We start from the raw sequence: 23,219 nt of genomic DNA, 5'->3' as shown, positions 1-23,219 counted from the left end.
CAATCAGCGCTCGGGCAGCGTCACCTCATTCCGCGTGTTGGCTGCGCGCAGTTCCTGCAGGAAACGGCGCACAAGCACGCGTCCAGACTCGTCCAGATTGCGCCCGTCAAGATTCTCGAAACGCATATCCGGATGGAGCGCATCTGCGTTCAGGGCCAGGCCACCGAGTTCTTTCACCAATGGTGCGGGCAGGATGCCCTCCAGCAGTAGCTTGGGCAAAGCACCTGACTCGGCGTGCCATGCGTCGCCATTCGGTCCGGACACCTGCTGAAAATCCACTGCGGTTGCGGCCGCATGAGCAGGTGACGTGGCGATCGTTTCCGTCGCGCGCTGAAGGAACTGGCGATAGCGTGCCGCCAAGGCGGTCGCATCACGATCATGGGCGTCGAGAGGTGCAAGCGTCCACTCGAGCGCGGGCAACGTGCATTCCAAGTCAGCCTGCGCCAGGCGAACGGTGTGCGCTTCATACTGGTCTTCCCCCTGCTGCACCTCCTGCACCCGGCATTCCGCCGTCGCTGCGCGGCGGGCAGCTGCGCGCGCGAACGAGGTGACGTCCTCGCGCACGGCACCCCACAACACTTCCGGAAAGCGCAGCAGGAGGTGCGCGGCGATCGCATCCTGCAGGTCTGCCGACGCTTCTCCGGCAACCTGCATGCGCTGCATCAGTTCCTGCACCGCCACGCGCACCGATTCAGCCTGCGACACCGGCGCCGGCATCCACACAGTGGGCGGCACCTCTGTTTCCGCCAGCAGTTGTTCGCCCACAATGGCAACGCTGCTCGTCCAGTTACGGCCATGTGCATCGCTGGACAAATGGAGGCTGCCGTTCATCGACCGGGGCCGGGCCTCGTCGCGGCGCTCGCCGGCCAACATCGACCGCTCCAGTGCATCTACCGACGGTGCGGCCTGTCCCTGCACGGCAGCCGTCATCAGCTGTGCCAGCGCACGACTCTTGTGCATATGTGGTGCGATGCAAACGTACTGGACGCGATAGCCCACCCTATCGGTGGATGCGGGGTCGAGAAGTGCGCCATCAACAGGCTCGCGCCGGACGTCCTGTGCCAGGCAACGAGCGCCGTCGCCGGAAAATCCCCATGCTGGCGATGCCGCCAGTAGACGACCCGCCGCTGTGCCCTCAAGCCGGTTGCCGTACGCCAATGCGACAACATTTTCGGTCACCAGCTTGCCCATTGTCAGCAACTGGACGGTGTCATGAAGTACCGCAGTGTCGGGCTTGCTCAATGGCGCCGGGGGCTCGCCCCCGCGCATCAATTTGTGCAACCGGATCGTCCTCTCGTCCACCTCGCCGCTGAGCACTGCGATTTTGAGCGCCTGCTCCACCGTCAATTGCAGACCGTCATCGATGTCTGCCGCACGGGAGGGACTGGAGAACAGCACAAGCAGCAAAGGCGCTGAAAGGCACGGGAAAGACCGTAGGCGGGACGGCGAGGAGAGGTTGCGCCACATGCTGGAGAACACCGAAGGGGAGAGCTGTCCAGCATCCCGCGGGGTCGCGCCGGGGACCATGCAACAACTTGCATTCTGTCGTGCCCAGCACCCCCCTCACAAACAACGCCGAATGAAGCGATCAAGGCTGCGCGGACGCCGAAGCAGTCTCCCCGCCCAGGCTGTTGGACAGGAACGCCAGCAGCTTGGTGTAGTACTCGCGGCGGTGCGGATCGGTGTAGAAACCGTGGCCTTCGGTCGGGTAGTACAACGCCTCCACGGGCACGCCGGCCTTTCTCAGCGCCGCTTCCATCCGTCTGGTGTGCTGGATCGGGGCGCGCTCGTCTTCGCCACCGGCGGCAAGGAACACCGGCACCTTGATGCGGTCGGCCAGGTTCACCGGCGATACCGCCGCCAACTGGGCGCGCTCGCCGATCCATTCCTTGAGGTAGGTCTCGCCCGAGCCGCGGCGCTGGATATCGCCACTGGTGAACATGATCGGCAGGTCGTAGACACCTACATACCCGGCGGCGCACCGGTACAGCGCCGGCTCCTTCGCCGCCCCCATCATCGCCGCATAACCGCCATAGCTGGCGCCATAGATGCAGATCCGCGAGGCGTCGGCAATGCCCTCCCGGATCGCCCAGCGGGTTGCATCGGTCAGATCGTCCTGCATGGTGCCGCCCCACTGGCGGGCACCTGCGGACCGATGGGCGCGCCCGTAATTGCCCGAGCCGCGGAAGTTGACCTGCAGGACAGCGTACCCGGCATCGGCAAGCATCTGGCTTTCCGCGTCGTACCCGCCGGTATCGAACGGACCGTAAGGCCCGCCGTGCGGTATCACCACCATCGGAAGCGACTTGGCAGCGGCCTTGGCGGGCACGGTCAGGTAGCCGTGCAGCGGCAGCCCGTCACGTGCCTTCAGGGCCACCGGGCGTACCTCTGCGGTGGCGGCCGGGTCGATCCAGTTGCTGCGGCTGATGACGTGGTCCGCTTTCTTGGCCACGTTGTCGAAGATGTAGAAATCGCCCGGGTTGCGCCCGGACCACGCCTCCACCATCAGCTGCCGGCCGTCGCGGGTACTGGACGTGACGAAGACCGCATCGCCCCCGAACGCCGCTTCCAGGCTGCGATACAACCGCGCATCGGGGCCCTGTTCGTCGAAGAAGCGGGTGCGTGGCGTGTCACCCAGGTACAGCGCGCCCACCGGGATCGAGGTGCCGGGCCGGTAGATGTATTTGTGCACGTCCACCACGGGATCACGCAGCACGAACCTGCGCTCTTCGGTCACCGGATCCCAGGACACGATGGCGTCGGGGCCCTGCGGCATCTCGGTGTTGAAATACGCAAGCCGACCGTCTTCGGAGAAGCCGATCGCCGTTTCGATCCGCCCGTTCAAGGCTTCATCGTTGACGAGCTTCCAGGTCGTGCCCGATCCTTCGCGGTAGTACAGCTTGTTGACGTTGTCGGTTCCCGCACCATGGGCGAAACGTACCTGACCCTGGTTGTCAGTGACGAAATCGGCGCGGCGTACGGGCGAGCGCGCCACGGTCTGGCGACGGCCGGTGGTGACATCCATCCGGTCGGCACGGGTGAACGGGTCATCGTTGAATGGCCAGATCGTGACCAGCACGTTGCGCTCGTCCGCGGGCAGATCATCGGCGAGGAACGCGGCCACGGCCTCCACTTTTTTCTGCTGGATGCGGGTACCCGGGCCGTTGTCCTGCGCGCGGTAGCCGACCAGCAGCTCGCCGCGCCTGCCGTTGGCGTTCATGGCATACAGCTCGCCAGTCATGCGCGGCTGGTCCAGCGAGCCCTGCTTCTCGGCCAGGCCGATCAGCACACGTTCTGCGCTGACCCAGTCGAAATGATCGGCGTGGTTGTTCCTGGGCGGCACGAACGAGCCCACCACCTCGCCCCCGTTCCTGCGCAGAATCGCCAGGGCGGTGCGATCTTCCATCGGCACGGTGGCCGCGTAATAGTCGCCGTTCGGCGAAATCTTGATATCGGTGAAGGCATCCCGGCGCAGGTAGCGCTCCAGATCCACCGCGCCGGCCTGGCCCGTGATGGCCAGCAATACCAGCAATCCCAACCTTTGTACGTGCTTCATCCTTTCCCCCTGCTGCATCGGACCTCATGTCCGGGATCGCGATTCTAGGCGGAAGATCGAGCCGCCAACCAGAGGGATATTACTGTTGGTGCAAAAAAAAATGGCACCGCGAACGGTGCCATTTCCAGGACCTGCATCGAGGAGAGAGTTCAATGCATGCCGCGGAACGCGAGGCTGAGCGCCAGGATCGACAGAATCACCGCGATGGTGCCGTCGAGGATGCGCCAGGTCTTGGGCTTGGTGAACAGTGGCGCCAGCAGGCGTGCCCCCAGGCCCTGGGCGGTCAGCCACAGGCAGCTGGCGGTGAACACGCCGGCGGCGAAGGCCATGCGCGCATTGCCGAAGTTCTCGGCGATGCCGCCGATCACCATCATGTCCAGCCAGAAATGCGGATTGATCAGCGAGAAACCGACCGCCGAGATCAGCACCGCGCGGCGCGAGGTGCTGTCGCCCTCGTCCACGTGCATGCCGCCACCGCCGGCCAGCGCGCGCCGCGCCGACTGCCAGGCGTACCAGGCCAGGAAGGCGACGCCGCCCCACAGCACCACGGTGGTGAGCCACGGCAGCGCCTGGGTCAGCGTGCGCAGGCCGGCCACGCTGGCGAAGATGAAGATGCCATCGATGGCGGCACACGTCGCCACCACCGGAATGATGTGCTTGCGCAGGATGCCCTGGCGCAGGATGAACGCGCTCTGCGCGCCGACCACCGCAAACAGGCCGATGCCGGTTGCGGCACCACTGAGCCACGCGCTCAGCCCGGCGCCGCCGGAAATGATCGAAAACATGGGATACCACCTGTGTCGTGCTGGGGGGCGGTGCCTCGCCAAGGCGTACAGCACCGGATGGCGCATATTGTCGCGCCGCACCATGAAAAAGTAGAGCTAAACTTACTTAACCATCTTTAGCGGAACTTAAGATCATGCGCATCGACCATGCCCAGCTCCGCGCCCTGGCGGCGGTGATCCGGGAAGGCAGCTTCGAACGGGCCGCGCAGTCGCTCAATGTCACCGCCTCGGCCGTCTCCCAGCGGGTCAAGGCGCTGGAGGATCGGGTCGGCCGCCTGCTGGTCAAACGCTCCTCCCCGGCGGTCGCCACCACCGAGGGCCAGGTGCTGGTGCAGCTGGCCGAACAGACCGCCCTGCTCGAGCACGATGCGCTGCACCGCATGGGCATCGCCGATGAGGACCTGCCGCACGCCAGCATCCCCGTGGCGGTGAACCATGACAGCCTGGAGACCTGGTTCCCCGAGGCCGCCCTGCAGTTCGCGCGGCAGACCGGCACCACCCTGGACCTGCGCTCGGAAGACCAGGACCACACCGTGGCCCTGCTGCGCCAGGGGGCCGTGCTGGGCGCGGTGACCACCCTGGACGAGCCGGTGCAGGGCTGCCAGATCCACGCGCTGGGCAGCATCCGCTACGCCGCCACCTGCACCCCGGCCTTCCATGAGCAGTACTTCGCCAAGGGGGTCAATGCACAGTCGCTGGCCCAGGCGCCGGTACTGGTGTTCAACCGCAAGGACGACATGCAGGCCCGCTTCGCCCGGCGCCTGGCGGGCAACGACCTGCCGCTGACCGCACCGACCTGGTGGATTCCTTCCACCCGCGCGTTCGTGCAGGCGAACCTGGGCGGGCTGGGCTGGACCATGAACCCGCTGCCGCTGGTCAAACGCCACCTGGATGCCGGGCGGCTGGTGCACATGAAGCAGCGCGCGTGGGAAGACGTGCCGCTGTACTGGCAGCACTGGAAGGGCGATGTACAGACGATGGCGCTGCTGACCCGGGCAGTGCTGGCGGCCTCGGCGACGCTGGTGCGCAAGAAACGATAACCCCGACCGGTAGAGGCGACCGCTGGTCGGCTGTCGTATCGGGGCCGCACGCCGTCCTACACGATCCGATGACCCGCCCCGATGCAGCATCGGCGCATCCCAGCCGCGGGCACGTCGATGGACACCGATCCGGTCTACCTGCACATCCGCGTGGTGCTCAGCATCATCCTCGGCCTGAGCATCACCACCCTGCTGCGCGGGCTGGCGGGCATCATCGAGCACCCCAAACGACGCGGCTGCTCGCTGATCCACCTGTGCTGGGTGGTCTGGGCGCTGATTTCGGTGGTGACCTTCTGGTGGTGGGAGTTCCGGCTGGGCGAGGTCCGGCAGTGGACCTTCGAGCTGTATCTGTTCGTGATCGCCTACTGCGCGTCGTGGTACCTGCTCTGCGTGCTGCTGTTTCCCGACGACGTGCGCGAGTTCGGCAGCTATGAGAACTACCTGCTGCAGCGCCGCGGCGGCTTCTTCGGGATGTTGGCGCTGGTCACGCTGTTGGATCTGGTGGATACCGCCATCAAGGGCCACAGCCGTTGGCAGATGCTGGGGGACGCTTACTGGGTGCATACCGTGGTGATGCTGGGGATCGCCGGGCTGGGCTTCGCCCTGCGCCAGCAGCGTGCGCATCTGGTATTGGCTCTGATAGCACTGGCCTATCAAGCCAGCTATTTCCTCTTGGAGTACTTCACTCTCGCCAGTGACTGAGCCGGTCCGGCACAGCCACCGGATGCTGCGTTGCACCAAATCCGTACCAGAACGGGCTAAAATTGCGATCAAGGTACCGCTGTGACGCCCGTCTTCACGGGCGTTCCCGGCAGCGGCGGCATCCTTCCCATGTCTCCCTACCTGAGATCCCCATGAAAAAACTAGCGAAGGTCGTCCTCGGCCTGCTCGTGCTGTTGCTGTTGGCAGCGGCCCTGTTCCTGTACTGGCCGCTGCATCAGCGCTCGGTCCCGGCCGCCGGCAACGACAAGCCGGTCGACGTCGTCCTGGTCGGCGGCGGCATCATGAGCATCACGCTCGCCACCTTCCTGCAGGAGCTGCAGCCCGACTGGAACATCCAGGTCTATGAACGCCTGGACGGGGTTGCGCTGGAAAGCTCGGACGGCTGGAACAACGCCGGCACCGGCCATTCCGCGTTCGCCGAGTTGAACTACACCCCGGAACTGCCGGACGGCAGCATCGAGACCAAGCGTGCGGTCGGCATCGCCGAGCAGTTCGAGATCTCGCGCCAGTTCTGGTCGCACCAGATCCGCGAAGGCCGCCTGAGCCAGCCCAGCGATTTCATCAACCCGACCCCGCACATGAGCTTCGTCTGGGGGGATGAGAACATCGCTTACCTGCACAAGCGTCAGCAGGCGCTGGTCAAGAACCCGCTGTTCTACGGCATGCAGTACTCCGAGGATCCCGCGCAGATCACGCAGTGGGCGCCGCTGTTGATGGAAGGCCGCGATCCGAAGCAGAAGGTCGCCGCCACCTGGATGCCGCTGGGCACCGACGTGAACTTCGGCGTGATCACCCGCCAGCTGACCGCGGGCCTGGAACGCAGCCCGAACTTCAAGCTGCACCTCAACCATGAAGTGCGCGCCCTGCGCCAGAACGATGACAAGAGCTGGAACGTGACCGTCAAGGACCTGAAGTCCGACAACGAGACCACGGTCAAGTCGCGCTTCGTGTTCATCGGGGCCGGCGGCGCCGCGCTCAAGCTGCTGCAGCTGTCGGGCATTCCGGAATCGAAGAACTACGCCGGCTTCCCGGTCGGTGGCCAGTTCCTGGCCTTCCAGGACCCGGCGATCGCCAACCGGCATTCGGTGAAGGCCTACGGCATGGCCGAAACCGGCTCGCCGCCGATGTCGGTGCCGCACCTGGATGCGCGCAAGCTGGATGGCAAGCCGGTGGTGCTGTTCGGGCCGTTCGCGCTGTACAGCACCAAGTTCCTCAAGCATGGCTCGTGGTTCGACCTGTACTCCTCGGTCAACCACAACAACGTGGCCGGCATGATGGGCGTGGGCCTGGAGAATCTGGACCTGGTGAAGTACCTGATGGGCCAGGCACGTCTGAACGATGACGACCGCCAGGCCGAACTGGTCAAGTATTTTCCCCACGCCAAGCGCGAGGACTGGAAACTGGTGACCGCCGGTCAGCGCGTGCAGATCATCAAGAAGGACCCGGAAAAGGGCTCGATCCTGCAGTTCGGTACCGAGATCGTGACCGACCAGGACCACACCCTGGCCGCCCTGCTCGGCGCCTCGCCGGGTGCCTCGACCTCGCCGCCGATCATGCTGGACCTGCTCAAGAAAGCCTTCCCGGAGCAGATGGCGGCGGGCTGGGAAGCGCGCCTGAAGCAGATCGTCCCGTCGTATGGCCGCAAGCTCAATGACAGCCCGGCGCTGACCAATGAGATCCGCCGCCTGACCAGCGAGACCCTGAAGCTGCCGTACCTGGAGGTGCCGGTCGAGACCAGCCCCGCGGTGATGCTGACCCCGCCGCCGGCCGCCAAGCCGGCCGAAGCCAAGCGCAACGCCAACGAAGAACTGCAGGCGCTGTAAGCCTGCACCGGCGAGGCCTTCGGGCCTCCGCCACGGTTTCCCTCCGGCCACCCTCGCGGTGGCCGGTTGCGTTTTTGGGGGCCAGCGCCGCCGCGCGACCGCTCTACGCCGACGCGGCCGATTGTTCAAGAATTGTAAAGCGACTGAGAACGATTTACATTTGCGCATCGCAGGGGTGTCGCTACGGAAACGGGACGGTCTCAACGGACTGCCGTCTCCCCGCAGCTGCCCGACAGCCTGCTTTCCCAGGATGGACCTACCGTGCCTGGCGCCTGCGCGCCGGCGTTGCCTGCCTGTTGCCTTCCTTCCCTACTGCCGTCCAGAGACCCCCATGTCGCTCCGCGCCCACCCGCTCCGCTCCCGCCGTGCCCCGCTGGCCCTGGCCCTGCTCTCCGCCCTCTCGCTGACCGCCCCGCAGGCCTTCGCCGATGCGCTGGCAGACGCCAGCAGCGCTGCCGATGCCAAGACGTTGGACAAGGTCAGCGTGGTGGGTGCACGGGCCGCGCCCTCGAGCACCACCCGCCTGCCGATCAGCCTGCAGGAAACCCCGCAGTCGGCGACGTCGATCGGCCTTCAGCGCCTGCAGGACGAATCGCTGTTCAGCATCAACGACGTCATGCGCAACGTCACCGGCGTGAGCGTCTCGTTCTACGACACCCAGCGCCCGCTGTATTACGCACGCGGTTTTCCCATCACCGATTTCCAGGTCGATGGCATCCCCACCTACAGCGGCTCGACCAACCAGGAATATGACACCGCGTTCTACGATCGGGTCGAAGTGATCCGCGGCGCCAACGGCCTGCTGAGCGGCGCAGGCGTGCCATCGGCGACGGTCAACCTGCTGCGCAAGCGCCCGGGCAAGGAGTTCGATGCCTCCTTCTCGGTCAGCGCCGGCAGCTGGGACTACCAGCGCATGGAAGCCGACGTGACCGCGCCGTTGACCGCTGACGGCCGTTTCCGCAGCCGAGTGGTTGCCGCCTACACCGACCACGATCTGTATTACGACCGCTACCACGAGAACAAGATGGCCGGCATGGCCGTGCTGGAAGGTGACCTGACCGACAGCACCACGCTGACCGTCGGCTACCAGACCCAGGACAACAATCCGGTTGGCTCGACCTGGGGCACGGTGCCGTTCTTCAACAGCCAGGGCGACTTCGCCCATCTGCCGCGTTCGACCAACGTCGCGCCGAAGTGGAGCTACTGGCAGCGCGAGACCAGCACCGCTTTCGCCAACCTGGAGCAGCGCTTCGGCGAGAACTGGCTGCTGAAGATCAACACCGCCTACACCCAGGGCAACGTGCAGAACGTGCGCGTGTACGGCAGCGGCTACCCGGATCCGACCACCGGTGCGGGCATCTTCCTGCGCACCGCCGCCGGCGATTCCGAAGACACCCGCCGCAACGTGGATGCCTACCTGAGCGGCACGTTCTCCTTGTTCGGCCGCGAGCACGACCTGACCGTGGGTGGGCAGTGGGCGGATCTGGAAGGCACCACCAACACCATCGCGCTGCGCTATCCCACCGATTGGGCACGTTGCGGGACCGAGCGCTGCTACTACATCCCGGATATCCGCACGTGGGATGGCGACATCTCCGAGGTGACCTACGCGCGTACCGGCGCACGCCGCGTTGCCAAGACCACGCAGAGCGGCGTCTACGTGGCCACCCGCCTGCGCCTGGCCGATCCGCTGGCCTTGATTGCCGGTGCGCGCCTGAGCCGTTGGGAAACGCTGTCCCGTTCCTACAACGCGGCCGGCGCGTACACCGGCACCAGCGGCGCTTACAAAGTGACGGATGAAGTCACGCCTTATGTGGGACTGGTGTACGACATCACCCCGCAGGTGGCGGCGTATGCCAGCTACACCGAAATCTTCAACCCGCAGAATTTCAAGGACCGCAACGAAAACCTGCTGGCACCGGTGGAAGGCTCCAATCTGGAAGCGGGCATCAAGTCGCAGTGGTTCGATGGTCGCCTGACCGCCAATGCCGCGGTGTTCGAGGCCAAGCAGGACAACTACGCGGTGCTCGACACGAGCGTGCCGGAGCGCTCGCTCAGCGATGGCAGCTCGGCTTACATCGGCATCAACGGCACCAAGGCACGCGGCTGGGAAGTGGACGTCAACGGCGAGATCCTGCCGGGCTGGACGGTCAATGCCGGCTTCACCCACGTCAAGGTCACCCGTGCCGCCACCGATCTGCTGTACGCCAACCCGGCCGAAGATCTGCTGCAGCTCAACACCCAGGTGCGGCTGCGCGGTGCCTTGGAGCGCTTGAGCGTGGGTGCCGGCGTGCAGTGGCAGAGCAAGGTGCAGGGCTACAACGTCCCCTATCCGCTCGGCGGCACGGTCACGGTGAACCAGCCGGCGTACGCGCTGGTGCAGTTCAACGCCAACTACCGCCTCAGCGACAGCTGGACGGCGACGTTGAGCGTGCGCAATGCGCTGGACAAGACCTACTGGGCCAACCTGGATTACAACAACTACGGCGAGCCGCGTTTTGTCGCGCTGAGCCTGCGCTGGAAATACTGAGGCCTGACGACATCGCTGTGTTGAACGAACGGGTCGCCTTCGGGCGGCCCGTTTTTTTTGTGGCGACCCACCGTAAACAGGTAGTGCCGGCCGCTGGCCGGCTCCTCGAAGACCCGACATTGCGTGGAGCCGGCCAGCGGCCGGCACTACCTTCTCAGCATCCTGCGTGGAGCCGGCCAGCGGCCGGCACTACCTTCTCACCATCCTGCGTGGAGCCGGCCAGCGGCCGGCCCTACCGGGGCCGCGTCTCGCGCAGCGTCCACATCACCGGCAGTACCAGTATCGCGACCACCGCGATCATCGCCCCGGGGGCCGACGACCAGCCGGTATGCCGCACCAGCAGTTCGGCCAGCAAGGGCGTAGCACCGCCAAAGAACGCCGTGGCCATGGTGACGCCCAGGGCCAGCCCGCTGAGCCGCCCTTCGCCGGGGAACTGCTCGGCCGTGGCAGGGGCCGCCACCGCACTCACCCCACCGGCCAGACACGCCAGCACCACCGCCGCCAGACCGATCGCCACGGTGCTGCCGCCGGCCATCACCGAGAACATCGTCAACGGCAGCAGCGCCGACAGCGCGGCCAGCGCGATCAACACGGGGCGGCGCCCGACCCGGTCGGACAACGCGCCTGCCAGCGGCGTCACCACGATCACCGCCACCGCCGCGACCGTGGACAGCCACAACGCCTCCGATTCACTCACCTGCCCCACGGAACCGAGGAATGCGGGCACATAGGTGATGCCGACGTAATAGGTGATCGAGCCCAGTGCGGAGATCGCAAACGTGCGCGCAATCGCGGGCTTGTGGTGCCGCCAGCTATCGCGGATCGGCGACGTCGGCACGGTGCCCTCGGCCTGTTGCCGCTTGAACTCCGGCGATTCGTGCATGGTCGAGCGCGCCAGCAGGATCGCCCCCGCCAGCGCCGCGCCGACGAAGAACGGAATCCGCCAGCCCCAGCCATCCAGCTGCGCGGTGCTCAGCAGCGCGACGGTCAGCGCCGACAACGCCACCGCCAGCAGGGCCCCCACTTCGCTCGCGGCCGACGCCAGTGAGGTGACCAGCCCGCGCCTGCGCACGGGTGCGGTTTCCAGCAGATACGCCACCACGCCGGTGTATTCGCCGCCGACCGAAAAGGCCATCAGGCAGCGCAGCAGCAACAGCAGCACACCAGCGGTCGCGCCAATGCTCTCGAAGGTGGGCAGCAGCGCGGTGGCCAGCATCGCAACCGTCATCAGCAACATCGAGGCCAGCAGCATGTAGCGCCGCCCGAAACGGTCGCCGAGATGGCCGAAGACCAGTGCCCCCAAGGGACGCATCAGATACGACACGGCAAACCCGGCCAAGGTGGCCAGCAACGCATTCTCGCCGCCACCGAAAAACACGCGCGACAACACCGTGGCCAGATACAGGTAAAGGGTGAAGTCGTACCACTCCACCACGGTGGAGAGGCCGGCGATGACCATCGAGCGCGTCTGCGGGCGCGCCGTGGGCGCGGTAGCGGCCGTGCTCAAGCCTGCATCCTGGAAACACGCAGGCCTTCGCGGCGCGGCAGTGGGCGAGATTGCATCGAGGGACTCCCGGCCGCCTGGGCCGCATCTGGACGGCGACAGCCTACGCCAGTCGATCTGCAGGCCGCGTCACAGGAGAGCGGTCGTGTCGCAACACGCCCTGCCTGTGCTCAGGCCACGGCCGCCGGCCGCACCGCACCCCGCCGATAGCTCAGCAGGCGGCCGTTGCCTGGCGCATTGCCTTCATCTTCGAACAGCCCCAGTTCCTCGGTCACATCGAAGCCCTGCAGGGCCATGCCACGCGAGAACGAGCCCACGTTGCCGCGGCCGGGATCGGTGATCAGCAGCTCGGCATCGGGCTTGGCGTGCCGTAGCATCATCGCCGCGATCTGATGGGCATGCCCTCGTTCGTAGAGGATGTCGCTGCCGATGATCAGGTCGAAGCGCCCCAGCGAACCGTCAGGGACCTCCCAGGGCAGGTCACGGTAGGTCACCGCCGGCAGGTCGTTGAGGCCGGCGTTGTAGGCCAGGAAGGATTCGGCCAGTGGATGGTGGTCGGTCGCCACGACATCCGCGCCGCGATGGGCCAGCACCAGGCTGGACAGGCCCAGCCCGCAGCCCAGCTCCAGGATCCGCTTACCGGTCACGTCGAAGTGGCTCATGGTATCGGCCAGCGCGCGGCCGGCCGGCCAGATCTGACCGAACAGGCTCCACAACGAAGAGTGGATGCCGGCCCGCTGGGCACGTCCGGTGGGATCGGAAAACTGCTGCAGATCGCTGAGCGCGCGGATACGGAAGTCGTGCCCGCCGACCGGGATGGTGAGAATGCGGGTGGTATAGCCCGGCATGTGCGCTCCGTGGGACACGGGAGTCTTCATTCCGCGGGCGGCATGAACGACTCTGAGAAAGGAGCGAAGGCGATCAGGTGTCGATCGCGCAGGACGCGCGTACGTGCGTGTTGCCCCCATCCTACGCCATGGGCGAGGACCTGGCTGAACGCCTCGGGGCGGCCTTGCGTGCGTTCGGCGCGGCGTTGCGCCCGGCAGGCGCGGCGCCGTAGCGCACCTGGCACACCGGGCAGAAGAACGCCCGCCGCCGGGTCGTGCCCGGGTAGGTCTTGCTGATCGGCCCGCCGCAGTGGGGACAGGTGCGCTTGGTATGCACGAGCCAATGCTGGCGCAATACGAACTGCCGCTTCCAGTCCAGGAAATCGAAACTGTACTGCCGCGCCTGTTTGATGATCTCGCCCAACTTGCGTGGCGGAAGCGCACCCACCGTGGATTCGGGATGCACACGCGTGCGGAACAGCACTTCGTTCTTGATGATATTGCCGACGCCGGCAAAGATCTCCTGGTCCAGCAGCGCGTCGCAGATCAACGTTTCGGGCTGCTGCTTGAGCTTCCTGCGCGCCAGCCTGGGATCCCAGGCCGGGTCCATCACATCCCCGCGCCAGTCGTAGGTGTCCTCCAGCGCGCCGTCGATGTACTTCACCGACGAGGCATAGATGTTGAGCTCGCCGTTGTCGAACTGCAGCGACACCCGCGGTGGCGACGGCTTGCGCTCATCGATGCGGTAGCTGCCGAACATCAGCATGTGAACGCGTAGGCTGAAGCCGCGAAACTCGATCAGGAAGTGCTTGCCCCAGCTGCGCAGGGCCACCACCCGCCGCCCCTCCATGCGGGTCAGGTCCAACGTACTGTTGCCGGTGGCCAGGCGCACGGTCTTGCCGCGGAACTTGGCGGCGGCCTCACGCAGGATGACGATGGAGGGACCTTCAGGCATGGGCGGGCTCCTGGAGGGTGGCGGCGCCGAGCAGGTCCTGCAGCCGCGCCGCATTGGCGATGGCGAACCCATGGGCAGTGTTGTCGAAGATTACCCAGCGCGCACCTGCTGTCCGCGCAGCAACCGTCGTGGCCAAATCCCGCAGTGCTGCGTCGTCATAGTCGCTGTAATACATGCGTGGCGCCCCATGCCATCGCCAGTAGCGCCATCTGGCGTCACCGCCCGGCTGGGCAGCCTCGGGAACCCGCGCAGGGTCCGCGCCGACACGCCCGATCGCATGCCGCTGCAGCAGCGCGTCGGCCTGCGGCGTGAACCAGCTGGCATGGCGCGGCTCGCAGACCACGCGCACAGCGGTGCGACGGCGCAGCATGCCGAAGAAGCCGGCCGCCACCCGCGCATCGAAGGCATGACTCGGCGGCAGCTGCAGCAGCAGCCCGCCGAACGTGCGGCCCAGGCCGGCGGTTTCCTCAAGGAAGCGGTCCAGCGCCGGACCGCAACCGCGCAGGGCCGCCTCATGCGAGATGGCCTTGGGCAGCTTCACCGAGAACCGGAACGTGGCCGGCACGCTCGCCGCCCAGCGTTCATACGTGCGCTGCTGGTGCGGCCGATAAAAAGAGGAGTTGATCTCCACCACCGGGAACCGCGTTGCGTAGCGCGCGAGCATGCTCTCGCCCGCGCCGGTCAATGCGGCGTAACGGCTGGGAATCGACCAGCCTGCGCATCCGATCTTGATCGACGGGGCAGGCATCGCTTACAGGCGGATCTCGCCGTCGTCCTCGCCCGACCAGTAGTGGATGCGGGTCGCCTTGACCTGGATCAGCACGATGCCAGGCGTATCCACGCCCTGCTTGAACCACCGCTCCAGGTCCGGGACCCAATGCGCCTGCAGGGTCGCACGGTCGCGGCTGAGCGTGGCATGGCCTTCCACGGCCACGAACAGCGGCGGCTTGCCCAGCAGCGATTTGCTGCCGGTGAAGGACAGCGCCACTTTCGGGTCGCGCTCGATCTCGGCCACCATGTCGGCGCTGTCGAAGGCGAAAAAGTAGCTGTCGCCATCGTAGTCGACATCGCCGTTGTTGCTCATCGGCCGGCCGGCGATCTCGCCGCTGGCGGTGTGGGTCTGCAGCATCGCGAAATCGATGCCGGCCATCTTCTTGGCCAGTTCGGGCAGGGTCAGCGTGGTCATGGAATCTCCGGGGGTCAGGGCTCGTGCGCCCAGCCTCCGCGCAGCCCGGTGACCGAGGCGTGCACAGCCACTGGCGGAAATTTCACACGGTCCGGAAGGTGCTCCCATTGGGGAACAACGCCAACAGAGCACGGGTGAGCATCGCCGGATATACCGTCAGGTGATCCTCATCCGGCACCACGCGTGTCTCCAGCTGCAGGCCGGGATACCCGCGCCCGCGCAGGCGGTCGGCAAAGGCCTGGGTATGCGCGACCATGTCGTTGCGGGCGGCGAACGGCGCATCGGAGGCCGGGGTTTCGTGCGCGCCGATCGACAGCAGCACGCGGGCGTCAAGATCCGCATGCGCACTGGCGTAGTCCGCCTCGATCCGCTCGATCACATGCTGATCGAACCACAGCGAAGGACTGGACAGGATGTAGCGCTGGAACATCGCCGGACGCGTCAGCAACACGAATGCGCCGAACAGACCGCCGTAGGAATGGCCGGCGAACGCCCGCTGCGCTGGATCGGTCCGGTAGCGCGCCTCGACCTGCGGCAGCACGTGCTGCGCCAGGAAATCCCGGTAGTGCGCGGCGCCGCCGTAGGTGATGCCATCGGTGTACTCGTCCCCGGGACTGCGGGTGGGCCGGGTCGGGGTGTAATCACGCGAGCGGCTCTGCTGCGAGCTCAACCCGTCCTGCGGTGGCAGGCCAATCAGGATGAAGGGCGCCAGATGCGCACCACCCTGCCCGACCATGTTGCGCACGCTGCGCGCGAGCGGAAAGCTGTACAGCGCATCGGTGACATACAGCACCGGGTAGCGCAGGTGTGTCTCCCGCGCGTAGCCGGCCGGCAGGGACACCCAGATCGGATAATCGCGGCCTACTGGATCGTGCATTGTCCAGGCCTCGGTGTCCGGCAGCACTACCCCGGGCATGGCGCATCCACACACCATCAGCGCGGCCGCAGCGTGATCAGCGTGATCTCGGACGGCACGCCGATACGTGCCGCGAAGCCCGGCCACAGCCCGGCACCGTTGCTGACATACAACGTCATGCCATCCACCTCGTAGCGCCCGGACACAAAGCCGCCATTGGCGCGCTTGACCAGCTGGTCCATGCCGACGATGTGGCCGCCGTGGGTGTGGCCGGAGAGCTGCAGCGCCACGCCCTTCGCGGCATTCGCGCGTGCTTCCACCGGACGATGGTCGAGCAGGATCACCGGCGCCTGCGGGTCCGCCCCGGCCAGTGCGGCCGTCAGGTCCGGCATGGGCAGACCGTAGCGCGCGGCCACTGGATCGGTGACACCGGCGATGGTCAACGTCGCACCGTCACGCTGGACCTGCGTGTGGGTGTTCTCCAGCACCTGCATGCCCTGCCCGCGGAAGGCCTGCATCCACTCGGCGTACTGCGCGTAGTACTCATGATTGCCGGTGATCGCGATGACGCCATCGGGCGCATGCAGCCTGGCCAGCGGCGCAAAGTCGTTGGCGCGGGCGCTGACGCTGCCGTCGATCAGATCCCCGGTGATCACCACCAGATCCGGATGCAGGGCATTGCTCTCGGTGACTACCTTCTCCACCCAGGCACCGGTGAGCAGGCGGCTGGCGTGGATGTCGGTGAGCTGCAGCACGCGGTAGCCGTCAAACGCGGCCGGCAGCCCCTCGATGGCCACCTCGATCTGCCGCGGCTTGGGGACCGCCATGCCCTGCCAGATGCCATAGGCGGACAGCAGCAGCGCCAACGTGCCCGCTGCAGGGCGCAGCCACGCCGCGCGCAGCATCGGCAGCACGCGCCGCGCCCGGACCAGGTGCGCGATCAGCAGCAGCGCATCCAGCACCAACACGAACACCGCACTGATCAGCAGCGTGGTGAACCCGGTCGCAAGCACCGCGATCACCGCTTTGGGAATCTCGGGCGAGGCCATGGTCCCAGCGAACTGGGCCACGATCCGGTGGTGCAGCGCCAGTGCGACCACCAGCAGGCCCAGTACGATCCGCACCGGACGCGACAACCGCAGCGGCCAGATCACGCGCCACACCAGATACAACGCAAGCAAACAGCCGATCACACTCAGCACAGGCACATCCTGGAAACGTGGGGGAATGGGCCGGCCGCATCGCTGCCGCCTCGCCCAGCCCTTTATCGTTGCCGAATCGCGCGGCGTGTTCCAGTGCAGGAGGTCGTGATGATTCAGGCAGAGCGCTGGCTTGCTTTCGCACGCGCTGCAGCGGCAGGGGGCTTCGCTGCACGCTTGCGCGCGATCGCGGCGCGGATCAAGGCCTTGAACGCGGTCGGGTGGATCGTTTCGCCGTCGTGCAGATCGATGGCGCGGCGGGTGTTGCCCTCCAGGCTCGCATTGAACAGCCCCTTGGGATCGGGCAGCGCCGCGCCCTTGGCGAAGGTCAGCGTCACGGCCGCCTTGTCGGTCTCGCCGGTACACAGGATGCCGCTGTGCTCCCACACGGGCACGCCTCGCCACTTCCAGGTGTCCACCACCGCCGGATCGACCTCGTGGATCAGGCGGCGGATGCGACTGGCTGCGCGCATCGATCTGCTGCGATGCGGACGGCTCGCTGGCTGCCGCAGCGCGCGGGGGCGCACGGGCGTTGCGCTGGCTGCCGGAGGTCAAAGGGAAGCGGACATTAATGCAATGTTATATTATTTCTTTTTAGTTCCCCCTTCCCCTCAGCGAGCGACCGCTGTCCGCTTGCCCTACCCCTGTTCTCACGGCTACTGAAAGGCACAAAGAGATGAAAACCAAGGCAATGGTGTCCGCCGTGCTGGCGACCCTGTGCGCCGGCGAAGCGCGCGCGCAGTCCAGCGATGCGGCGATCACGCTGGGCAGCGTGCATGTGCGCGAAGGCTCCCGCCGTCCCCTCGCTGCGAACCGCGTGCTGACCTCGGTGGATGTGATGGGCGGCGACCAGGTGCATGAGAAGAACGTCTCCAACAGCTGGGAGCTGCTCGGCCAGATGCCGGGCATGCAGCTGACCGAAACCCGCCAGGGCGCGGAGTCCGGCAAGGCCACCTTCCGCGCGTTCAACGGCGAGGGCTACCTCAACGGCATCAAGATCCTGATCGACGGCATCCCCAGCAACGTCAACAGCGGCAACCAGCGCTTCATCGACATGGTGTTCCCGCTGGACATCGACTACATCGAAGTCGTGCGCGGCACCAACGACCCCCGTTACGGCCTGCACAACATTGGCGGCAACATCAACCTCGGCACCCGCCAAGGCGGCAACTACACCAATGCGCGGCTCACCTACGGCAGCTACAACACCCGCGAAGCGCAGGTCGCGATCGGTCGCGAAGCGAACGGTGTCGTCCAGAACTACTTCCTGGCCTCACAGGCCTCCGATGGCTACCGCGATCATGACCGTTCGAAAAAATACTCGCTCGGCGGCAAGTGGTTCTACAGCGGCGACGAGGACCTGTTCACCATCGGCCTGATCGCACGGGTGTACCACCACGAGGCGGACGAGCCCGGCTTCATGACGGCTGAAGAGTTGGCCACCGACCGCCGCGGATCGGCGCTCAAGAATGCCAACGATCTCGACGACCGCGACATGCGCCATCTCAGCACCCATCTGGACCTGCAGCTGAGTGACACCGTGCATGTCAACAACACGCTGTACTACAACCGCTACGAGGACGATCGGCAGGTGACCTTCACCCGTTACGTGCCCGGCAACGCGCCGCGCCAGCGCCGCCAGTGGGACGAGAAACAGACGGGCCTGCTCAGCACGCTGACCTGGGCGGCCATGCCTGCGCTGACAGTCGAGGGCGGTCTCAACGCCGAGCACCAGGACAACACGTACCGCCGCCTGCGCTACAACCACGCCGTCCCGACCGACTTCTCGACCCCGGCGCGGGTCCAGAACGATGACCGTTACACCTTGGACAACCTCGGTGCTTACGTGCAGGCCGTGTATCAGCCCACCCCTGCCCTGAAGATCGTGCCGGCCTACCGCGTCGACCGCTTCTCCGGCAGCACCCGCCTGCCCGGTGGCATCACCGCCCCGCTGCAGCACTACGGCACGATCGAGCAGCCCAAGCTGAGCGTGGTCTATGCGATCACCCCGGCCTTGAACGTCTATGCCAACTGGGGCAGGACGTTCCAGGTACTGACCGGCTCCACCGCGCCGGCCTACCTCACCGCCGGCCAGGACACGTTCCGGCCCTCGATCAATACCGGCAAGGAGGTGGGCATCAAGTTCCCCCCGGCCGTCGGCACCGACGCGCGCATCGCGGTGTGGCGCCAGGATGCAACCGACGAGGTCGCCAACATGCCGGCCACCGGCACCTCGGTCGGCCTGGGCCAGACCCGTCGCGAAGGCATCGACCTGCAGGTCACCGCGCGCCTGGGCGACCGGTGGACGCTGTGGGGCTCGCACGCCATCCAACAGGCCAAGGTGGTCAGCGCCTTCACCACCGACGGTACCTCCCTGGCCGGCAACGAGGTCATCGCCACGCCGCGCTACATCAGCAACATCGGCCTGGACTACCGCGCCAACGATCGTTGGACCTTCGGCCTGCAGGGCCGGATGCAGGGTGACTATTACATTGAAGAGCGCAACACGCAGGGCACGTTCGGCGCCTTCGCGGTGCTTGATGCCAGTGCGTCGTATCAGCTGTCCGAGCGGCTGAGCGTGGATGTACAGGTGAAGAACCTGACCGGCCGCGACTACGCCTATGCGTGGTACGACAACTTCTTCTGGGGCGGCGATGACCAGCCGATGTTCTCGCCCGCACCGGGGCGCTCGGCTTACGTGTCGTTGAACCTGAAGCTGTAGGGCAGCCCTGCCCTCACATCCGCTCGCCGGGCAGGCGGCTGGCCTGCTCCAGCCAGGTACGGAACTGCGCTTCGTCCAGCGGCACGCCTTCCTCGATATGCAGGTAGCGCGTGTCCTGGCTTTTCGAGGCGACTGGCGGAACCGGCTGCAGTAACCGTCCGCGGAAAAAGGCCACCTTGATGTGGAACGTTCGTCGCCATGGTGCCGTTCCCGTGGAAGACCCACCCGCGTTATAGACCGCGGCGGCGCTGGGAGCAACGGAGCGCGCCCGGCGGCCGGTGATTCAGATCCAGCGCTGGTCCAGCAGCTCGCGCTTGATATAGGCATAGAACACGGGCGCCGCGACCAGCCCTGGCAGCCCGAACGCGGCTTCCATCACCAGCATGGCGAGCAGCAGTTCCCACGCACGTGCCTGGATCTCGCCGCCGACGATGCGCGCGTTGAGGAAATACTCCAGCTTGTGGATGACCACCAGGTACAGCAGCGCGACCACGGCCACGTAGAACGACACCGACAGCGCGACGATGGTGATGACCGTGTTGGAGATGATGTTGCCCACCACCGGCAGCAGGCCGGCGAGGAAGGTGATCAGCACCAGCGTCTTGGACAGCGGCAGATGCACGCCGAACAGCGGCAGCACCCCGAGCAGGAAGATGGCGGTGAACAGCGTATTGAGCAGCGAGATCTTCACCTGTGCGAACACGACCTGCCGGAACGCCGTGGCCATGCGGCTGGTGCGGCCGATCAGCTCCTGCGCCAGCGGCCCCATCTTGGGCAAGGGCAACTCGTCGTAGAGCGCGATCATCGCCCCCAGCACCATGCCGATCAGGATCCGCACGCTGATCTGCACGGCCGAGGTGCCGGCGATGCCGAGCTGCTGGCGGTGCGTCGCCGCCCAGTCGTTCATCGCCGTGCGCAGCGCCTGCAGGTCTTCCGGGATATAGGGCTGCAGCAGGTCCGGCACCTGGTGGCGGGAGGTGTTGAGGATGTCCATCAGGCGCATCAACAGCGCATCCGGGCCACCGGTCTCGTTGCGGAAGAACGAAGCGATGCCGATCGCCGCCAGAGTCAGCGCGCCGATGATCAACGCCGACAGGACGATCACCGAATAGGCCCGTGCGCGCCCGGGCGGCAGCTTGCCTTCGACGGTGGAGGCCAGCAGGTGGGTCAGGTGGAACACCAGCAGGCCCGACAGCAGGGTCACCACCAGCCCGAGTTTCAGGGTCAGCCACATGCCCAGCAGCATCAGCACCCAGGCCGCGATGCGGGCGGTGGGCGGCTTGGGCAACGCGGGGATCACTATGGACATGCGGGCGCATCCTGACGGGTGGCCCATGGTAGTGGATGCGGCGCGGGCGCTGCAGTCGAGCCCCGCACCATCAAACTGAAATCCAGCGTCTGCTGAAGCGGTACATCGACACGTTCGATGATGGCAAGCAGCAGATGGACCGCGCGGGCACCGATCTCCCGCATCGGTTGTCGAATGGTCGTCAACGGGGGCGTGAGGTAACGCGACGATGCCAGGTCGTCGAAGCCGACGACAGACAGACCATCGGGCACGCCGATGCCAAGATCCCGACAGGCCGCCAGCACGCCCAGCGCCATCTGGTCGCTGAAGCAGAAGACCGCGGTCGGCACCGACGCGCGGGCCAGCAGTTTCATCCCGGCGGCATGGCCGGATTCCACCGAGAAGTCACCCGGCACAACGCTCAGGTGACGCAGGCGACCGCGCGCCTTGCCGGCGGCCCGAACCCCTTCCAGTCGCTGCTGGTGCAGGGGATTGTCCGGCGGCCCACCGACCACGGCGATCCGCTCGTGCCCCAGCCCGTACAGGTGTTCCATCACCGCGCGCGCGGCGGCCGCGTTGTCGATGTGGACGCTGGGGATGCCCAGCGCGGGATCGAACTCGCAGCCGTTGACCACCGGCGCGGCACTGCCCTGCTGCTGGACGATGTCACGTGCCGTGGGCGGGAGGCGATGGCCCAGCACGATCAGGCCATCGGCCTCGTTGCGCCGGAGCATCTGTGCGTAGCGCTCCTCGCGCTCGGGCAGGTTCTGGGTATCGCCCAGCAGCACGGCGTAGCCAACGGCCTGCGCCGCGTCCTCCGCGCCCTGCAGGATCTGGGCGAAGAACGGGTTGGCGATGTCCGGCACGGTGACCAGGATCTTGCCGCTGCGCTGGGTCTTGAGGGTTCTGGCCACCGTGTTGGGGACATAGCCCAGCGCGGCGGCCGCCTGCTCGATGCGCGCCCGCGTGGCCGGCAGCACTTTCTCCGGTCGGGACAGCGCCCGCGACACCGTGCCGGCCGAGACGCCGACGTGCTTTGCAATGTCGTAGATGGTGGCCATGGGGTTACCTCTTCCTTCCGCTGTGCAGTGCACAACGGGTCTTTCGAATGCCCCTGCTAGGATAATGCAATCGATTGCATCGAGGGCGAATCCTCTTGAAAACGCTCAAGGGTCCAGCGCTGTTCCTGGCGCAGTTCATCGGCGACACACCTCCTTTTGATCGGCTGGACACGCTGGCCGGCTGGGCCGCGGGGCTGGGCTATTCTGGCGTACAAGTGCCGACCAGCGCGCCCCACCTGTTCGATCTGGCCGAGGCGGCGCGCAGCCAGGCCTACTGCGACGACGTCGCCGGCATGCTGGCCGGGCATGGCCTGCAGATCACCGAGCTGTCCACCCACCTGCAGGGGCAGCTGGTTGCCGTCCATCCGGCCTATGACAGCCTGTTCGACGGCTTCGCACCACCGGACAAGCGCGGTGATCCCGCGGCCCGCCAGGCCTGGGCGGTGGAGCAGCTGCTGCTGGCCGCCAAGGCCAGCGAGCGCCTGGGGCTGACCGCGCACGCCACGTTCTCCGGCGCGCTGGCCTGGCCCTACTTCTATCCCTGGCCGCAACGCCCGCCCGGACTGGTGGAAGAAGCCTTCGCCGAACTCGGCCGCCGCTGGCGCCCCATCCTCGATGCCTTCGACGCCTGCGGCGTGGACCTGTGCTTCGAGATCCATCCGGGCGAGGACCTGCACGACGGCGCGACCTTCGAGCGTTTCCTCGACGTGGTGGACCATCACCCCCGCGCAAAGATCCTGTACGACCCCAGCCATCTGCTGCTGCAGCAGATGGACTACCTCGGTTTCATCGACCGCTACCACGCGCGCATCGGCATCTTCCACGTCAAGGACGCGGAGTACCACGCCAGTGCGCGCAGTGGCGTGTATGGCGGTTACCAGGACTGGATCGATCGTCCGGGCCGGTTCCGCTCGCTCGGTGATGGGCAGATCGACTTCAAGGCGATCTTCTCGAAATTCGCGCAGTACGACTTCCCCGGCTGGGCAGTGCTGGAGTGGGAGTGCTGCCTGAAACACCCGGAAGACGGCGCGCGCGAAGGGGCCGTCTTCATCCGCGACCACATCATCCGCGTGACCGAGCGCGCCTTCGACGACTTTGCCGACAGCGGCACCGATCCTGGATCACTGCGCCGCATGCTGGGGATTTGAGCCATCACTGCCTGGG

Annotated in this window: 20 protein-coding genes; 6 read left to right on the top strand and 14 right to left on the bottom strand. The window is 66.4% G+C overall.

The genetic code is table 11. The annotated features are described in order from the left end of the window. Positions 1 to 3 precede the first annotated feature (3 nt). From ABE546_RS12620 to ABE546_RS12610, 3 genes are all read right to left on the bottom strand, one after another. Positions 4 to 1,407: a hypothetical protein gene (locus ABE546_RS12620; protein ID WP_346463927.1), complete on the bottom strand. Its 1,404-nt coding sequence runs from the start codon at positions 1,405 to 1,407 to the stop codon at positions 4 to 6. A 181-nt stretch (positions 1,408 to 1,588) separates the two neighbouring features. Continuing rightward, complete coding sequence (locus ABE546_RS12615; protein WP_346463926.1) at positions 1,589 to 3,556, bottom strand: S9 family peptidase; 1,968 nt, start codon at positions 3,554 to 3,556, stop codon at positions 1,589 to 1,591. Between the two features lie 149 nt (positions 3,557 to 3,705). After that, complete coding sequence (locus tag ABE546_RS12610) at positions 3,706 to 4,341, bottom strand: LysE family transporter (RefSeq protein WP_019184554.1); 636 nt, start codon at positions 4,339 to 4,341, stop codon at positions 3,706 to 3,708. A 134-nt stretch (positions 4,342 to 4,475) separates the two neighbouring features. On the opposite strand from ABE546_RS12610, the gene ABE546_RS12605 reads away from it, so the two are divergent. From ABE546_RS12605 to ABE546_RS12590, 4 genes are all read left to right on the top strand, one after another. Continuing rightward, a complete protein-coding gene (locus ABE546_RS12605; protein ID WP_046272993.1) occupies positions 4,476 to 5,381 on the top strand; it encodes a LysR family transcriptional regulator ArgP in 906 nt (301 codons plus the stop codon). Between the two features lie 117 nt (positions 5,382 to 5,498). Then, positions 5,499 to 6,083 (top strand): hypothetical protein, encoded by a 585-nt coding sequence (locus tag ABE546_RS12600; RefSeq protein WP_046273024.1) that lies wholly within the window; start codon positions 5,499 to 5,501, stop codon positions 6,081 to 6,083. A gap of 152 nt (positions 6,084 to 6,235) precedes the next feature. Further along, the gene (gene mqo, locus ABE546_RS12595) at positions 6,236 to 7,927 is read left to right on the top strand and encodes a malate dehydrogenase (quinone) (RefSeq protein ID WP_346463924.1); all 1,692 of its coding nucleotides are present in this window, start codon (positions 6,236 to 6,238) and stop codon (positions 7,925 to 7,927) included. A gap of 331 nt (positions 7,928 to 8,258) precedes the next feature. After that, the gene (locus ABE546_RS12590; protein WP_346463922.1) at positions 8,259 to 10,457 is read left to right on the top strand and encodes a TonB-dependent siderophore receptor; all 2,199 of its coding nucleotides are present in this window, start codon (positions 8,259 to 8,261) and stop codon (positions 10,455 to 10,457) included. A 232-nt stretch (positions 10,458 to 10,689) separates the two neighbouring features. Here ABE546_RS12590 and ABE546_RS12585 read toward each other — a convergent pair whose 3' ends face one another. From ABE546_RS12585 to ABE546_RS12550, 8 genes are all read right to left on the bottom strand, one after another. After that, positions 10,690 to 11,916, bottom strand: coding sequence for an MFS transporter (locus tag ABE546_RS12585; protein ID WP_346463957.1), 1,227 nt, complete (start codon positions 11,914 to 11,916; stop codon positions 10,690 to 10,692). Positions 11,917 to 12,131: 215 nt separating this feature from the next. Then, entirely contained in the window at positions 12,132 to 12,809 is a 678-nt protein-coding gene (locus ABE546_RS12580; protein WP_121043308.1) for a methyltransferase domain-containing protein, read from the bottom strand. Positions 12,810 to 12,930: 121 nt separating this feature from the next. Continuing rightward, complete coding sequence (locus ABE546_RS12575) at positions 12,931 to 13,743, bottom strand: DNA-formamidopyrimidine glycosylase family protein (protein WP_346463920.1); 813 nt, start codon at positions 13,741 to 13,743, stop codon at positions 12,931 to 12,933. Next, positions 13,736 to 14,491 (bottom strand): DUF72 domain-containing protein, encoded by a 756-nt coding sequence (locus ABE546_RS12570; RefSeq protein ID WP_346463918.1) that lies wholly within the window; start codon positions 14,489 to 14,491, stop codon positions 13,736 to 13,738. Before ABE546_RS12570 ends, ABE546_RS12575 begins: the two co-directional genes overlap by 8 nt. A 3-nt stretch (positions 14,492 to 14,494) precedes the next feature. After that, on the bottom strand, positions 14,495 to 14,929 hold the full coding sequence (locus ABE546_RS12565; RefSeq protein WP_313212045.1) for a pyridoxamine 5'-phosphate oxidase family protein: 435 nt from the start codon (positions 14,927 to 14,929) through the stop codon (positions 14,495 to 14,497). Between the two features lie 82 nt (positions 14,930 to 15,011). Further along, a complete protein-coding gene (locus ABE546_RS12560) occupies positions 15,012 to 15,845 on the bottom strand; it encodes an alpha/beta hydrolase-fold protein (protein ID WP_313217559.1) in 834 nt (277 codons plus the stop codon). Between the two features lie 17 nt (positions 15,846 to 15,862). Continuing rightward, on the bottom strand, positions 15,863 to 16,987 hold the full coding sequence (locus ABE546_RS12555; protein WP_346463916.1) for a metallophosphoesterase: 1,125 nt from the start codon (positions 16,985 to 16,987) through the stop codon (positions 15,863 to 15,865). A gap of 113 nt (positions 16,988 to 17,100) precedes the next feature. After that, the gene (locus tag ABE546_RS12550; protein WP_346463914.1) at positions 17,101 to 17,457 is read right to left on the bottom strand and encodes a DUF1801 domain-containing protein; all 357 of its coding nucleotides are present in this window, start codon (positions 17,455 to 17,457) and stop codon (positions 17,101 to 17,103) included. 203 nt (positions 17,458 to 17,660) lie between these two features. Between ABE546_RS12550 and ABE546_RS12545 the strand changes: the two genes are divergently transcribed. Next, positions 17,661 to 19,706 carry a TonB-dependent receptor gene (locus ABE546_RS12545; RefSeq protein ID WP_346463912.1) on the top strand — a complete coding sequence of 682 codons (2,046 nt, stop codon included), beginning with the start codon at positions 17,661 to 17,663 and terminating at the stop codon, positions 19,704 to 19,706. 13 nt (positions 19,707 to 19,719) lie between these two features. On the opposite strand, the gene ABE546_RS12540 is transcribed toward ABE546_RS12545, so the two are convergent. From ABE546_RS12540 to ABE546_RS12530, 3 genes are all read right to left on the bottom strand, one after another. After that, positions 19,720 to 19,881: a hypothetical protein gene (locus ABE546_RS12540; protein ID WP_313212049.1), complete on the bottom strand. Its 162-nt coding sequence runs from the start codon at positions 19,879 to 19,881 to the stop codon at positions 19,720 to 19,722. Positions 19,882 to 19,989: 108 nt separating this feature from the next. After that, on the bottom strand, positions 19,990 to 21,015 hold the full coding sequence (locus tag ABE546_RS12535; RefSeq protein ID WP_265309429.1) for an AI-2E family transporter: 1,026 nt from the start codon (positions 21,013 to 21,015) through the stop codon (positions 19,990 to 19,992). Further along, positions 21,006 to 22,055: a LacI family DNA-binding transcriptional regulator gene (locus tag ABE546_RS12530; protein WP_346463910.1), complete on the bottom strand. Its 1,050-nt coding sequence runs from the start codon at positions 22,053 to 22,055 to the stop codon at positions 21,006 to 21,008. Before ABE546_RS12530 ends, ABE546_RS12535 begins: the two co-directional genes overlap by 10 nt. A 95-nt stretch (positions 22,056 to 22,150) precedes the next feature. Between ABE546_RS12530 and ABE546_RS12525 the strand changes: the two genes are divergently transcribed. Further along, positions 22,151 to 23,203: a sugar phosphate isomerase/epimerase family protein gene (locus ABE546_RS12525; protein ID WP_346463909.1), complete on the top strand. Its 1,053-nt coding sequence runs from the start codon at positions 22,151 to 22,153 to the stop codon at positions 23,201 to 23,203. Positions 23,204 to 23,219: the final 16 nt, after the last annotated feature.

The sequence above is a fragment of the Stenotrophomonas sp. TWI377 genome, from assembly GCF_039674525.1.
In the GTDB taxonomy this organism is placed as follows: Bacteria; Pseudomonadota; Gammaproteobacteria; order Xanthomonadales; family Xanthomonadaceae; genus Stenotrophomonas.
The sequence above is the reverse complement of the archived record's forward strand: the minus strand, read 5'-3'. Positions and strand labels throughout refer to the sequence as shown.

Coding starts and splice junctions, on each gene's coding strand:
- ABE546_RS12565 (WP_313212045.1), bottom strand. CDS start 14,929: ATGACCACGCTGACCCTGCCCGAACTGGCCAAGAAGATGGCCGGCATC.
- ABE546_RS12600 (WP_046273024.1), top strand. CDS start 5,499: ATGGACACCGATCCGGTCTACCTGCACATCCGCGTGGTGCTCAGCATC.
- ABE546_RS12570 (WP_346463918.1), bottom strand. CDS start 14,491: ATGCCTGCCCCGTCGATCAAGATCGGATGCGCAGGCTGGTCGATTCCC.
- ABE546_RS12560 (WP_313217559.1), bottom strand. CDS start 15,845: ATGCCCGGGGTAGTGCTGCCGGACACCGAGGCCTGGACAATGCACGAT.
- ABE546_RS12535 (WP_265309429.1), bottom strand. CDS start 21,015: ATGTCCATAGTGATCCCCGCGTTGCCCAAGCCGCCCACCGCCCGCATC.
- ABE546_RS12585 (WP_346463957.1), bottom strand. CDS start 11,916: ATGGTCATCGCCGGCCTCTCCACCGTGGTGGAGTGGTACGACTTCACC.
- ABE546_RS12580 (WP_121043308.1), bottom strand. CDS start 12,809: ATGCCGGGCTATACCACCCGCATTCTCACCATCCCGGTCGGCGGGCAC.
- ABE546_RS12605 (WP_046272993.1), top strand. CDS start 4,476: ATGCGCATCGACCATGCCCAGCTCCGCGCCCTGGCGGCGGTGATCCGG.
- ABE546_RS12545 (WP_346463912.1), top strand. CDS start 17,661: ATGAAAACCAAGGCAATGGTGTCCGCCGTGCTGGCGACCCTGTGCGCC.
- ABE546_RS12550 (WP_346463914.1), bottom strand. CDS start 17,457: ATGCGCGCAGCCAGTCGCATCCGCCGCCTGATCCACGAGGTCGATCCG.
- ABE546_RS12590 (WP_346463922.1), top strand. CDS start 8,259: ATGTCGCTCCGCGCCCACCCGCTCCGCTCCCGCCGTGCCCCGCTGGCC.
- ABE546_RS12615 (WP_346463926.1), bottom strand. CDS start 3,556: ATGAAGCACGTACAAAGGTTGGGATTGCTGGTATTGCTGGCCATCACG.
- ABE546_RS12575 (WP_346463920.1), bottom strand. CDS start 13,743: ATGCCTGAAGGTCCCTCCATCGTCATCCTGCGTGAGGCCGCCGCCAAG.
- ABE546_RS12530 (WP_346463910.1), bottom strand. CDS start 22,055: ATGGCCACCATCTACGACATTGCAAAGCACGTCGGCGTCTCGGCCGGC.
- mqo (WP_346463924.1), top strand. CDS start 6,236: ATGAAAAAACTAGCGAAGGTCGTCCTCGGCCTGCTCGTGCTGTTGCTG.
- ABE546_RS12610 (WP_019184554.1), bottom strand. CDS start 4,341: ATGTTTTCGATCATTTCCGGCGGCGCCGGGCTGAGCGCGTGGCTCAGT.